Genomic DNA, 12175 nt, shown 5'->3' with positions numbered 1-12175 from the left:
GCCGCCCGCCTCGCAACCCTGGAGGCGGGCGGCGCCGTCGTTTCCGGACTCGCGCCCCGGTTCGGGGAGGTACCGCGGTGCGGCCTGCGGACCGGTCGGGCGGGGCCGGCGGAGAATGGTCCGGTGCGGCCCACCGACGAGATCGACACCCCCCGCGGACCGGCCCGGGTCGACACCGACCTGCCGACCGGTCCCGTCATCACCGCGCTGGTGCTCGGGCACGGCGCGGGCGGCGGGGTGGACGCCCCGGACCTGCTCGCCGTCCGCGACTCGGTGACCGCCGCCGGGGTGGCCGTGGTCCGGGTGACCCAGCCGTACCGGGTCGCCGGTCGACGCGCGCCGGCACCGGCCGGCCACCTCGACGAGGCGTGGACGGCGGTGCTGGCCGCGCTCCGGGAGCGCCACCCGACCGTCTCCGACTGGGTGGTCGGCGGGCGCTCCAGCGGCGCCCGGGTCGCCTGCCGTACCGCCACGGCGGTCGGCGCGAGCGGGATCGTCGCGCTGGCCTTCCCGCTGCACCCGCCGGGCCGTCCGGAGCGCTCGCGGGCCGACGAGCTGGCGACCGGGCTGCCCACCCTGGTGGTCAACGGCGACCGGGACCCCTTCGGGGTGCCGGAGCCGGGACCGGGCGTCGAGGTGGTGCTCCGCCCGGGTGAGCGGCACGACCTGCGGGGGGACCCGGCGGCCACGGCCGCGGTGGTGCGCGACTGGCTGCGCGGGCGGGGCTGGACACCCCGCTGAGCGGACCCGGCGGGCGCGGTCGTGGCGGGCGGACGCCGAAGAGATCGCACCGAGCGTGACCGGTGGTGGCGGCGGGTCGTTGCTAGGGATGGTGCCGGACGTCCGGTTCGGGCGGTCCGGGGCCATCCTCCCAGGCCCTTCCTGGTCCCAGCGCCGGTCGCGGCCGGCGCCGGGACCAGGAACGGCGGGGGTGACGGAATGTGTCGCCCCACTGCGCGGTTACTACCCCTGGACGACTTTTCCAGCCGAGGGGGGTGACCGGTGCCGACCGAGACACGGAGCCGGGAGCGGGACGAACGGGACGCGCGGCAGCTGAGGCGGCTGTTGGACGCGCCGGAGTGGCCCGCTGAGGCGTCGGCCACGGTGAGCACCAGCACACCGACCGGAACTGAATCTGCGGGCAGGTCCGTACGCGTATCCTCGGCGGGAAAGCATCCGACGCGAGGGGATGTGCGGTTGACCACCGAGAAGACGGACGAGCGCAGGGCCCGCTTCGAGCGGGACGCGATGCCCTTCGTCGATCAGCTCTACGCTGCCGGGCTGCGGATGACCCGCAACCCGGCGGATGCCGAGGACCTGGTCCAGGAGACGTACCTGAAGGCGTACGCGGCCTTCCACCAGTTCGAGCAGGGCACGAACCTGAAGGCCTGGCTCTACCGGATCCTGACCAACACCTACATCAACACCTACCGCAAGCGGCAGCGCCAGCCCGTGCAGGCGCCCACCGAGGAGATCACCGACTGGCAGCTGGCCGAGGCCGAGTCGCACACCTCCAGCGGGCTGCGCTCGGCGGAGACCGAGGCGCTGGACCGCCTGCCGGACAGCGACGTCAAGGAGGCCCTCCAGCAGCTGCCGGAGGAGTTCCGCATGGCGGTGTACCTCACCGATGTCGAGGGCTTCTCCTACAAGGAGGTCGCTGACATCATGGCCACGCCGATCGGCACCGTGATGTCGCGGCTGCACCGCGGCCGACGTAATCTGCGCAAGCTGCTCGAGCAGTACGCCGCGGAGCGGGGCTTCAGCGCCGCGCCGTCGTCGTCGAAGGGTTCGACCGCCGCCGCCGGCCGGGAGGTGTGACCGTGAGCTGTGGAGAGCCGCACGAGACGGACTGCCGCGAGGTGCTCGCGGAGGTCTACCTCTACCTGGATCTGGAGTGCGCGGACGAGCGCCGGATGCTGATCCGTCACCATCTCGACGAGTGCGGGCCCTGCCTGCGCGAGTACGGCATCGAGCAGGAGGTGAAGGCGCTGGTCGCGCGGTGCTGCGGCAACGAGACCGCGCCGGAGCAGCTGCGCGAGCGGCTGCGGGTACGCCTCACCGAGCTGGTGGTCTTCGAGAGCACCGAGTCCCGCGAGCTGGCGGACTGAGCGTCCGCCGGACGCGATGTCGAGCTGACAGAACCGGTGGCCCGGGTCGAATCCGACCCGGGCCACCGGTGTGTCCGGCCCTGGGCCGGGAGCTGCTGATCCTCGAGGCGGGCGCACCCGCCGACGATCAGGAGTTGGGGCGCTTGCCGTGGTTCGCGCCGCTCTTCTTACGGGCCTTCTTCTTCCGGGCCTTCTTCGCCATGCTGTGCCTCCTTGTGCTGGTCACGGTCCGACCGCGGGCGAGCGCGGCGGAGGTCGCGTACCGGTCCTCCGGGCGTCCGGGGTCCGACCCGCTGATGCTAGTGCGGGTGGCGTCGCCCGTGGTCCGGTGGGGCCGAAAGCGGCGTGGCGGCCGCTCCGCGTCCGCCGGTGACCCGGGTCATGATTGGATACCGTTCGCAGGCACACCGGTGGAGAGGGAGGGCCGTGACATGGCCGAGGAGATCCGCGCCGAGATGGTGGCGAACGTCTGGAAGGTCGTCGCGTCGGCCGGGGACACCGTGTCCGAGGGGGACACGCTGGTGATCCTGGAGTCGATGAAGATGGAGATCCCCGTGATCGCCGAGTCGGACGGCGTCGTCCAGCAGATGGCGGTCAACGAGGGCGACGTCGTGCAGGACGGTGACCTGATCGCGGTGATCGGTTGACCGGCCTCACCGTCCGTCGGGCCGACCCGGCCGACCACCCGGCGGTGGCTCGGCTGACGGTCGCCGCCTACGAGGCCGACGGGCAGCTCAAGGGCGAGAACGGGTACGCCGTGGTGCTCGCCGACGTGGCCACCCGGGCGGAGACCGGCGAGGTGCTGGTCGCCGTCGACGGGGAAACCGGCGAGGTGCTCGGCGCGGTGACCTTCGTGCTGGCCGGCACCCCGTACGCCGAGCTCTCCGGCCCCGGCGAGGCGGAGTTCCGGATGCTCGCCGTCGACCCGGCCGCGCAGGGCCGTGGCGCCGGGGCGGCGCTGGTCCGGGCCTGCGTGGCCCGGGCGACCGAGCTGGGCTGTTCGGCGGTGGTGATCTGCGTACGCAGCGGGATGGCCGTCGCGGCGCACCGGCTCTACGAGCGGATGGGCTTCGCCCGGGTGCCGGAGAAGGACTGGTCCCCGCTGCCGGGGGTGGAGCTGCTGGGCCTCCGGCTGGACCTCGCCGGCGGCTGACGGCGCCCGTACCGGCCGGCTCGGCGGGAGCCGTGCCGCCCGGTGACCGGCTGGGTCAGCCGCCGTCGCCGATCTTCGACAGCAGCTCGTCGGCGACCTCGAGAGCGATCTTCTTCCGCTCCTCGTCGGTGATGTGCGGGGCGCGTACCGCGAACCAGCTGCTGTGCACGGCGAACAGGGTGAGCGCGGCGCGGAGCTGCGCGGCGGGCGAGTCGTCGCCCCGGCACAGCTGGTCGGCGAGGCCCAGCATCCGCTCCCGCATCTGCATCCCAGCGGCGAGGCTCTTCAGCACGGTCTGGTTCTGCTCGAAGAAGCGCATCACCGACGGCTGCTCGCTGGCGAATATCGCGTCGGCGTACCGGGTGATCAGCGCCCGGCGGGTGGCCAGCGTGGCCGGCTGCGACCGGGCCCAGTCGATCAGCTCGTCCATCCGGTGCAGCCGGTCCTCGACGAAGCTGTTGACGATCTCGTCCTTGCTCCTGAAGTGGTAGTAGAGGGCGGCCTTGGTCACGCCCAGCCGCTCGGCGATCTCCCGGAGCGAGGTCTTCTCGTACCCCTGCTCGGTGAAGAGCTCCAGCGCGACGGCCTGGATGCGTTCCCGCGTGCCGCCTGTGCTCTCCCTCACCTGCACCACCCAACTCACTTGACGGGTTCCTGCTGTCCAACTTACCGTGCGGCTAGTAAGGTGACTAGCCGGGCGGCAAGTAAGTGCGACACATCTCCGGGGGAGCTTACCCATGACTCAGGAAATGCAGGCGACAGCGAGACCCAATGTTCGGGTCGTGCTCTTCGGCCTCATGATCGCGATGATGCTGGCGATGCTCGACAACATGATCGTCAGCACCGCGCTGCCGCGGATCGTCGGCGAGTTCGGCGGCGTCGACCACTTCACCTGGGTGGTCACCGCGTACGTGCTGGGCACCACGGTCTCCACCCCGATCTGGGGCAAGCTCGGCGACCTGTACGGCCGCAAGGCCGTCTTCCTCACCTCCGTGGTGATCTTCCTGATCGGCTCGGCCCTCTGCGGCATGTCCGGCTCCGGCATGTTCGGCGGCACCGAGAACGGCATGGTCGAGCTGATCGCGTTCCGCGCCGTCCAGGGCCTCGGCGCCGGCGGCCTGATGGTCGGCGTGATGGCGATCATCGGCGACCTGGTGCCGCCCCGCGAGCGGGGCCGCTACCAGGGCATGATCGCCGGCATCATGGCCATCGCCATGGTGGCCGGCCCGCTGGTCGGCGGCTTCATCACCGACAACCTCTCCTGGCGCTGGGCGTTCTACGTCAACCTGCCGCTCGGCGGCATCGCCCTGCTGGTCCTCGCCACCACCATGCACCTGCCGAAGTACCGCACCGAGCACAAGATCGACTGGGTGGGCGCCGCGCTGCTCTCCGTCGGCATCACCGCGATCGTGCTGGTCACCACGTGGGGCGGCAACGAGTACGACTGGACCTCCCCGCAGATCCTCGGCCTCGCCGTCCTCGCGCTGGTCGCCCTGGTCGTCTTCGCCCTCGTCGAGCGCCGCGCCGCCGAGCCGATCCTGCCGCTGGGGCTCTTCGCCAACCGCAACTTCGCCCTCATCTCGGTGATCGGCTTCCTGCTCGGCTTCGCGATGTTCGGCGCGATGAACTTCCTGCCGCTCTACCAGCAGACCGTGCAGGGTGCCTCGGCCACCAACAGCGGCCTGCTGCTGCTCCCGCTGATGTTCGGCATGCTCGTCGTCTCGCTGGTCGTCGGCCGGGCGATCACCAAGACCGGCCGGTACCGGATCTTCCCGATCGTCGGCGGCGTCGTGATGGCCGCCGGCATGGCGCTGCTGACCCGGCTCGAGGTCGACACCAGCAAGGCCGAGTCGTCGCTCTACATGATCGTGCTGGGCGTCGGCATGGGCTTCCTCATGCAGACCTCGATGCTGATCGCGCAGAACAGCGTCGAGCAGAAGGACCTCGGCGCGGCGAGCGGCGCGGCCACCTTCTTCCGGTCGATCGGCGGTTCGTTCGGCATCTCGCTCTTCGGCGCGATCTTCGCCAACCGGCTCGCCGACTCCGCGGCCGGCGCCGCGTTCAGCGGCGGTGGCGGCGAGGGCGGCCAGATGGACCTGGAGCAGCTCAAGCAGCTGCCGGCGCAGGCGCGCGAGCTGGTGCTCGGCGGCCTCTCCGACGCCATCTCGCACGTCTTCTTCTGGGCGGTCGTCTTCACCATCGCCGTGCCGGTGCTCGCCTGGTTCATCAAGGAGGTCCCGCTCCGGTCGACCAACGACGCCCCGGCGGACGCCACGCCGGACGAGCAGGCCGAGGCGGCCCTCGGCAAGGCCCCGGTCGCCTGACGCACGCTCCGCGGCCACGCCGACCCCACCTCGGGGTACGGCGTGGCCGCGCCGCACTCCCGGATCGCCCGGCGCCGGATCCGGGTTGCCGGCACCGGGGGAGGGTCAGGGGCGGCGGAAGGGGGCGGTGAGGCGGCGCCAGAGGCGGCGCAGGGCGCCGGGGCGACGGGTCTCGGCGGGCGGGCCGGAGATCAGCTCGCGGGCCAGCGCGGCGGTCGCCGCGTCCAGGGCCGGGGTGGCGAGGGCCAGGTGGGCCACGGAGATGGCGATCGGCACCCGGCGTTCGCGGGACACGGTCGCCACGTCGGCGAGGCGTTCGGCCACCGCCCGGGCCACGTCGGGGCGTACCGCGGGGTCGACCCAGGCGGCGGTGACCAGGGCGAAGAGCGCCGCCTCGGTGATCCAGTCCTCCACGCCCCAGACCAGCTCCAGCAGCACCCGCCGCCGGGTGGACTCCGGCCACGGCTCGTCGGTGCGGTGGTGCAGCAGGCCGAGGCAGGCCCAGACCTGCACGCAGCGCACCCAGAGCGAGGGGTCCTGGCCGGCGAGCACCCGGCCCAGCGCGGTCGGCGGTGCCTCGGGCGGGTGCACCAGCAGGCCGAGCAGGTCAGTCAGCTCCAGGGTGGCCAGGCCGACCGCGGCGTCGTACGCGGCCGGTGGGTGCGGCCACGCCGGGTGGGCGAGCTGCCGGACGCGCTCCGCCGCCTCGGTCGACGGGACCGGCAGGGCGGGCGCCGCGGTGGTGCCGTCGTACCGCCAGAGCTGGCAGGCGGTGGCGCGGCGGGGCTCGCGCGGGTCCGGGTCGGCGACCTCGGCGACCTCGACGTCGAGGCCGGGCACGGCCGCCGCGACGGTACGCATCGCGCTGGGCGGCTCCAGCGCGTCCAGCCGTACGGCGAGCCGGGCGGCGCCCTCGGCGGCGAGGGCCTGCCGCAGCGCGTCCAGCATCGGCCCGCCGGCCGGGGTGACCTGCCCCAGCCAGGGGCGGCTGCGGCAGCATTCGGCGAGCTCGCCGTGCTCGTGGCTGTCGTCGGGGTGGTCCCGGACGAAGTCCGCGAGGGCCACCAGGTGGGCCACGTCCCCGTCGCGCTGGAAGCGCAGCCGGTGCGCGGTGTGCACGGCGCAGTCGAAGGTGGGGTCGCGGGCGAGGGCCCGGTCGATCCAGTCGAGCGCCTCGTCGAGCCGGCCGGTGTCGGCGAGCGTGCCGGCGATGTCGGCGTAGACCGCGAGGTCGTCGGGGTCGTGTTCGACGGCGCGGCCGAGCGCGGCCAGGGCGTCCCGGGTCCGGCCGGCGCTGCGGTACGCGTACCCGAGCCAGACCTCGCCGAGTTTGGTCGGCTCCGCGCGTACCCCACGGGCGGCCCAGGTGACGGCGAGGGCGACCTCGCCGATCCGCCGGGCCAGCGCGGACGCCGCGCCCAGCAGCAGCGCGTGCCCGGGGTGCACGGTGACCGCGTTGCGGGCCAGGGTGAGGTACGGCCGCAGCGGGTCGCGGTGGCGCCGGGGCACCGGGTCGGACACCGCCGCGCAGATCTGCATGAGGATCCGGGCGGTCCGCTCGGGTTCGAGGCGTTCGGGCAGCTCGGGGGCGGTCACCCAGGGCACGCCCGCCCAGTTGGCGGCGGGCGCGTAGCCGGTGGCCGCGGCGAGCAGGTCGAGTCCTTCGGCCGGCCGCCCGGCGGCGGCGAGCAGGTGCGCGCGGGCCACCACCGCGCCGACGAATGCGTGGTGTCCCAGCGGGAAGAGATCCAGGTCGCCACCGCTGGCCGCGGCGACCCGGGCCAGGGTCTCGTGCACCTCGGGCAGCGTGGGGGCCTGGACGAGCGCGGCGGCGACGTGGTCGGCGGCGTGCTGGAGATCCCCGTCGCCCAGCGCCAGCCGGGCGAGCGTGAGCTCCCCCTCCGCGGAGAGCGCGGAGTCGTCCGTTCCGTCGGGCACGTCGTCCTCTCGGTGCGTCGGTTCGCCAGCCGGGCAAGCCTAGGGGATGGTGCGTCGATTCGGTGATCCACTGCGCATTGCTGTTCGTTACGTTGCTCGGATGGGCGCAAAGATGCAAGACTGAGCACCGATCGCGCGACGATCGCGCAGAGGGGAGTCCTCCGTGACCCGTCCAGGGGCCGGCATGGCCGCCGACATCGACGAGCAGCCGGCCGGCTACGACCGCCTGCTCTCCGCCGAACACGCCGGGGCGATCTCCCGGGTGGCGGCGGTGATCGCCGAGCGCCGCCCCCGGCACGTGGTCTTCACCGCCCGCGGCACCTCCGACCACGCGGCCCTCTACGCGGCGTACCTGACCGAGATCCGGCTCGGCCTCCCCGCCGGCCTCGCCTCGCCGAGCGCGATCACCGTCTACGGCGCCCGGCCCGACCTCTCCGACGCCCTGGTCGTCGGGGTCAGCCAGAGCGGCGGCTCGCCCGACCTCGCCGAGGTGCTGCGGGTGGCCAGGGCCTCCGGCGCGCTCACCCTCGCCGTCACCAACGCGCCCGACTCCCCGCTGGTGGAGACCGCCGAACTCGCCGTCGACATCGCCGCCGGGCACGAGCGGGCCGTCGCCGCCACCAAGACGTACACCGCCGAGCTGCTCGCGCTGCTGATGCTCGTCGAGGGAGTACGCGCCGGCGACGGGGTGCTGCCGGCCGAGGAGCGGGCCGCCCTCGCCGCCCTGCCCGAGCTGGCCGAGCGCACCCTCGCCGACCCCACCCCGGCCCAGCTCGCCCCGCGCTACCGGTTCGCCGCCCAGCTCGTCACCACCGGCCGGGGGTACGCGTACCCGACCGCCCGGGAGGCGGCGCTGAAGTTGATGGAGACCTCGTACCTGCCGGCGCTCGCCTTCTCCGGCGCCGACCTGCTGCACGGCCCGCTGGCCATGACCGACCCGGACGTCCCGGTGCTCGCCGTCGTCGGCTCCGGCCCCGGCGGGCGGTCGATGGGGGAGGTGCTGCCCCGGCTCGGCGAGCGCCGCGCCGACGTGGTGGTGGTCGGCTCCGCCGACGTCGAGGGCGCCACCCGGATGGCCGTCCCCGAGGTCGACGAGCGGTACGCCCCGCTGCTGGACATCCTCCCGCTGCAGCGGCTCGCCCTGGCCCTGGCGCTGGCCCGGGGCGAGGACCCGGACGCCCCGCGCGGGCTGAAGAAGGTCACCTCCACGATGTGACCTCCGGCGTGGCACGCTGTGTCTCGTGTCCACGCTGCGCGACCTCGCCGAGGAGCACACCCAGCTCCGCCCGGCCGACATCGACCACCTGCACCGGATCGCGGGGGACTGGCAGCTGCTGTCCGACCTCTCCTTCGCCGACCTGCTGCTCTGGGTGCCGGTGGACGGCGACGGGACGTTCCTCTGCGTCGCCCAGGTCCGCCCGACGACCGCCCCCACCGCGTACCTCGACGACCAGGTCGGGCGGATCGTCGGCGGTCCCGAGGTGGCGCACCTGGAGGTGGCCCAGCGGCAGGGCCGGATCTGGCGGGAGGGCGACCCGGTCTGGTACGGCGACGTGCCCGCCCGGCACGAGGCGATCCCGGTGCGGCTGCGGACCGCCGACGGAGAGAACGGCGAGGTCATCGCGGTGGTCGGCCGGGACACCAACCTCTCCACCGCCCGCACGCCCAGCCAGCTCGAACTGAACTACCTGACCACCGCCGACGACCTGGCCCAGATGATCGCCGACGGCACGTTCCCGCCGCCCCTGCACCCCGGCGAGACCACCTCCGCGCCCCGGGTCGGCGACGGCCTGGTCCGGCTGGACGCCAACGGCAAGGTCACCTATGCCAGCCCGAACGCGCAGTCCGCGTACCGCCGGTTGGGCTACGCCTCGCACCTGGTGGGGGAGGACCTGGCCAAGCTGCACCGCCGGCTGGCCGGCGACCCGCTGGAGGGCACCGACGCGGCGAACGCGATCCTGGCCGCGCTGCGCGGGGACGCCCCGCCCCGGCGGGAGATCGACGCCCGGGGCGCCACCATGCTCACCCGGGCGCTGCCGCTGATGCCGGCCGGCGTGCCGATCGGGGCGCTGGTGCTGGTCCGCGACATCACCGAGGTACGCCGCCGGGACCGCGCCCTGATCACCAAGGACGCCACCATCCGGGAGATCCACCACCGGGTGAAGAACAACCTCCAGACCGTCGCCGCGCTGCTCCGCCTCCAGGCCCGCCGGGTCTCCATGCCCGAGGCCCGGGTCGCCCTGGAGGAGTCGGTCCGCCGGGTCGCCTCGATCGCCCTGGTGCACGAGACGCTCTCCATGTCCAGCGACGAGGCGGTCGAGTTCGACGGCATCGTCGACCGGGTGGCCAGCGCGGCCACCGAGGTCGCGGCGACCGAGGTGACGGTCGGCATGCGCCGCAAGGGCAGCTTCGGCGTGCTGCCCGCCGAGATCGCCACCTCGCTGGTGATGGTCCTCAACGAGCTGCTGCTCAACGCCGTCGAGCACGGCTTCCCGCCCGCCGGGGAGGAGGGCGCGGTCGTCGCCGAGGGGGACGGCAAGCCCGAGGTGGTGGTCTCCGCGCACCGGTTCCGCAAGCAGCTGCACGTCTCGGTCGTCGACAACGGTCGCGGCCTGCCCGAGCAGTTCGACGCCGAACGCGGCGGCCGGCTCGGCCTGCAGATCGTCCGGGCGCTGGTGACCGGCGAGCTCCGCGGCACCATCGAGCTGCGCAACGGCGCCACCGGCGGCACCGAGGCCGTGCTGGTGGTCCCCCTCGCCCGCGGCTCCGCCGACCGCCTCACCCCCTGACGGCGGGCCACGGGCGCCCCGCCGGGACCGGCGGGGGGTCAGCGGATGAGCAGGGCGACCGTCAGGCCGGGGCGCGGCCAGACCTGGCGGACGGTGAAGCCGTCCCGCAGCGCCGCGCCCTTCGCCCCCGGCACGGCCGCCACCGGGTCGCTCCGCCGCCCGGCGACCACCAGCCAGACCCGGCGCGCGCCGGCCAGGCACTCCGCCGGCCGGTCGCACTCGCTGGCCCAGAGGTCCGCGCGCTGCCGCTGGTCGCGGACCATCAGCACGTCGCGGGGCTGCCACGACCCCAGGTGGTACGCGGTGCCGAGGTCGAGGAAGAGCCAGCTGTCCCGGGGGGAGAAGACGATCACGTCGCCGGGCTGCTGATGGTCGGCGATCACCCGGGCCACGCCCCGGTAGTCGACCGTGACGCTGCGCGGCCACTCATGGGTACGGCGCAGCGCCGCCTGGTCGGGCAGGCCGAGCAGCCCGGCCAGCACCACCACGGCGAGCGCCGGCGCCAGCCGTACACCGGCCAGCGCCGCGCCGGCCAGCAGGCAGCCGAACGGCACGGTGAAGACCAGGTAGCGCGGCACCCACAGCGGTACGACCAGCCCCGCCGCGAAGACCAGCAGCACCGGCAGCAGCACGCAGGCCGCCGGCACCAGCGCCCGCCGGCCGAGCCGTCCAGCGCCCAGCGCGGCGAGACCGAGCAGCAGGCCCCCCACCGCGCCGCTCTGCGCCACCCCGCCCGGCAGCGCCGCCAGGTCGGTCAGCCGGGCCGGGTCCACCCAGTCGAGCTGCCGGGACCGCTGCCCCCGGGCCACCAGCACCAGCGGACCGACCAGCAGCACGGTCGGCACCAACGCCACCAGCCACCGCCACAGCACGCTGCGCCCCGCCCGCCGCTCATCGCCGGATAGTTCGCCGGCCGGTCGTTCGCTGCCGGGTGGTTCGTCGCCGGGTCGTCCGCTGCGCGGTCGTTCGTCGGGCGGTGCGCCGCCGGGTCGCTCGCCGTCCGGTCGCTCGTCGCCGGGTCGCTCGTCGGCTGAACGGCCGTCGGTCGGACGATCGTCGGTGGGCCGGTGAGCCCCGGCCGGCGGAGCGTCGAGGCCGGCGGCTGCCGGGCCGCGCCACTGGACCAGCAGCACCGCGACGGCGTGCGCGGCGAGCAGGGTGAGCGCGATCAGGTGGGTCAGGCCCAGCACGGCGACGGCGGCGGCGTAGCCCGCCCAGCGGGTCCACGTCGGTCGTCGCAGCGCCTCGACCAGCAGCAGCGTGGCGAGCACGGCGAGGAGCGTGGCCAGCGCGTACGGGCGGGCCTCCTGGGCGTACCGGGAGGTGCCGGGGAGGACGGCGAGGAGCAGCCCGGCCAGCAGCCCGACCCGGGCGTCGACCAGCCGTTCGCCGAGCCGGGCGGTCAGCCCCGCGGCGGCCGCCATGGCGAGCGCCGACGGCAGCCGCAGCGCGGTCGCCGAGTCGCCGAAGAGCGCGGTCCAGCCGTGCATGAGCAGGTAGTACGGCCCGGTGGCGGCGTCGATGGTGCCGGCCAGCCGGAGCAGGTCGCCGACCGGCCGCGTCGCCGCGCTCCAGGTCGCCAGCTCGTCCCGCCACAGCTGCGCCCGGGTCAACCCGGTGAGGGTGACCAGCAGCGTGAGGAGCACCGGCGCCAGCCAGACCAGCCAACGCCGGTGGTGGCTCCTGACCGGAGCGGCCGCGCCTCTGGCCCGTCTCAGCTCCGAAGGTGCGGTCACATGTCGCAGCGTCACACAGCGGGACGGCTCGGCGGGCTGGTCCGCCGATTCGCGGCCCGCAGTCCGTGATGTGGGATGGCACACGCGGTCATTGGCCGGTCAACCGGGGGTGTGGAAGCATGGGCCC

The 12175-nt window shown here is 74.3% G+C and carries 12 protein-coding genes; 8 read left to right on the top strand and 4 right to left on the bottom strand.

All coding sequences use genetic code 11. The features are described 5' to 3' along the window. Positions 1-123: 123 nt before the first annotated feature. From ACTWO6_RS28155 to rsrA, 3 genes are all read left to right on the top strand, one after another. Entirely contained in the window at positions 124-741 is a 618-nt protein-coding gene (locus ACTWO6_RS28155; RefSeq protein ID WP_446216751.1) for an alpha/beta hydrolase family protein, read from the top strand. Positions 742-1002: 261 nt separating this feature from the next. Beyond that, a complete protein-coding gene (locus tag ACTWO6_RS28150; RefSeq protein WP_130339685.1) occupies positions 1003-1818 on the top strand; it encodes a sigma-70 family RNA polymerase sigma factor in 816 nt (271 codons plus the stop codon). A 2-nt stretch (positions 1819-1820) separates the two neighbouring features. Next, positions 1821-2108 (top strand): mycothiol system anti-sigma-R factor, encoded by a 288-nt coding sequence (gene rsrA, locus ACTWO6_RS28145; RefSeq protein WP_446216750.1) that lies wholly within the window; start codon positions 1821-1823, stop codon positions 2106-2108. Between the two features lie 127 nt (positions 2109-2235). On the opposite strand, the gene ACTWO6_RS28140 is transcribed toward rsrA, so the two are convergent. Further along, a complete protein-coding gene (locus tag ACTWO6_RS28140) occupies positions 2236-2310 on the bottom strand; it encodes a 50S ribosomal protein bL37 (protein ID WP_369700219.1) in 75 nt (24 codons plus the stop codon). Between the two features lie 229 nt (positions 2311-2539). On the opposite strand from ACTWO6_RS28140, the gene ACTWO6_RS28135 reads away from it, so the two are divergent. Beyond that, positions 2540-2755, top strand: a complete 216-nt coding sequence (locus ACTWO6_RS28135) for a biotin/lipoyl-binding carrier protein (RefSeq protein ID WP_130339681.1) — start codon at positions 2540-2542, stop codon at positions 2753-2755. Next, positions 2752-3261 carry a GNAT family N-acetyltransferase gene (locus ACTWO6_RS28130; RefSeq protein ID WP_446216749.1) on the top strand — a complete coding sequence of 170 codons (510 nt, stop codon included), beginning with the start codon at positions 2752-2754 and terminating at the stop codon, positions 3259-3261. Before ACTWO6_RS28135 ends, ACTWO6_RS28130 begins: the two co-directional genes overlap by 4 nt. A gap of 55 nt (positions 3262-3316) precedes the next feature. Here the strand turns inward: ACTWO6_RS28130 and ACTWO6_RS28125 are convergent, their stop codons facing one another. Beyond that, positions 3317-3886, bottom strand: coding sequence for a TetR/AcrR family transcriptional regulator (locus ACTWO6_RS28125; RefSeq protein WP_446216748.1), 570 nt, complete (start codon positions 3884-3886; stop codon positions 3317-3319). Between the two features lie 112 nt (positions 3887-3998). Here ACTWO6_RS28125 and ACTWO6_RS28120 point away from each other — a divergent pair, with 112 nt between their 5' ends. Next, positions 3999-5585: an MDR family MFS transporter gene (locus ACTWO6_RS28120; RefSeq protein WP_446216747.1), complete on the top strand. Its 1587-nt coding sequence runs from the start codon at positions 3999-4001 to the stop codon at positions 5583-5585. 105 nt (positions 5586-5690) lie between these two features. On the opposite strand, the gene ACTWO6_RS28115 is transcribed toward ACTWO6_RS28120, so the two are convergent. Next, entirely contained in the window at positions 5691-7523 is a 1833-nt protein-coding gene (locus tag ACTWO6_RS28115) for a tetratricopeptide repeat protein (protein ID WP_446216746.1), read from the bottom strand. A 184-nt stretch (positions 7524-7707) separates the two neighbouring features. Between ACTWO6_RS28115 and ACTWO6_RS28110 the strand changes: the two genes are divergently transcribed. Next, a complete protein-coding gene (locus tag ACTWO6_RS28110) occupies positions 7708-8739 on the top strand; it encodes an SIS domain-containing protein (RefSeq protein ID WP_446220799.1) in 1032 nt (343 codons plus the stop codon). Positions 8740-8764: 25 nt separating this feature from the next. Next, the gene (locus tag ACTWO6_RS28105; protein ID WP_446216745.1) at positions 8765-10312 is read left to right on the top strand and encodes a sensor histidine kinase; all 1548 of its coding nucleotides are present in this window, start codon (positions 8765-8767) and stop codon (positions 10310-10312) included. A 38-nt stretch (positions 10313-10350) separates the two neighbouring features. Here ACTWO6_RS28105 and ACTWO6_RS28100 read toward each other — a convergent pair whose 3' ends face one another. After that, positions 10351-12030 (bottom strand): glycosyltransferase family 39 protein, encoded by a 1680-nt coding sequence (locus ACTWO6_RS28100; RefSeq protein ID WP_446220798.1) that lies wholly within the window; start codon positions 12028-12030, stop codon positions 10351-10353. Positions 12031-12175: the final 145 nt, after the last annotated feature.

This window comes from Micromonospora sp. IBHARD004 (assembly GCF_052814115.1).
The sequence above is the reverse complement of the archived record's forward strand: the minus strand, read 5'-3'. Positions and strand labels throughout refer to the sequence as shown.

Excerpts from the sequence above, each read along its gene's own strand:
- ACTWO6_RS28135 (WP_130339681.1), top strand. The coding sequence starts at position 2,540 with ATGGCCGAGGAGATCCGCGCCGAGATGGTGGCGAACGTCTGGAAGGTC.
- ACTWO6_RS28120 (WP_446216747.1), top strand. The coding sequence starts at position 3,999 with ATGACTCAGGAAATGCAGGCGACAGCGAGACCCAATGTTCGGGTCGTG.
- ACTWO6_RS28110 (WP_446220799.1), top strand. The coding sequence starts at position 7,708 with ATGGCCGCCGACATCGACGAGCAGCCGGCCGGCTACGACCGCCTGCTC.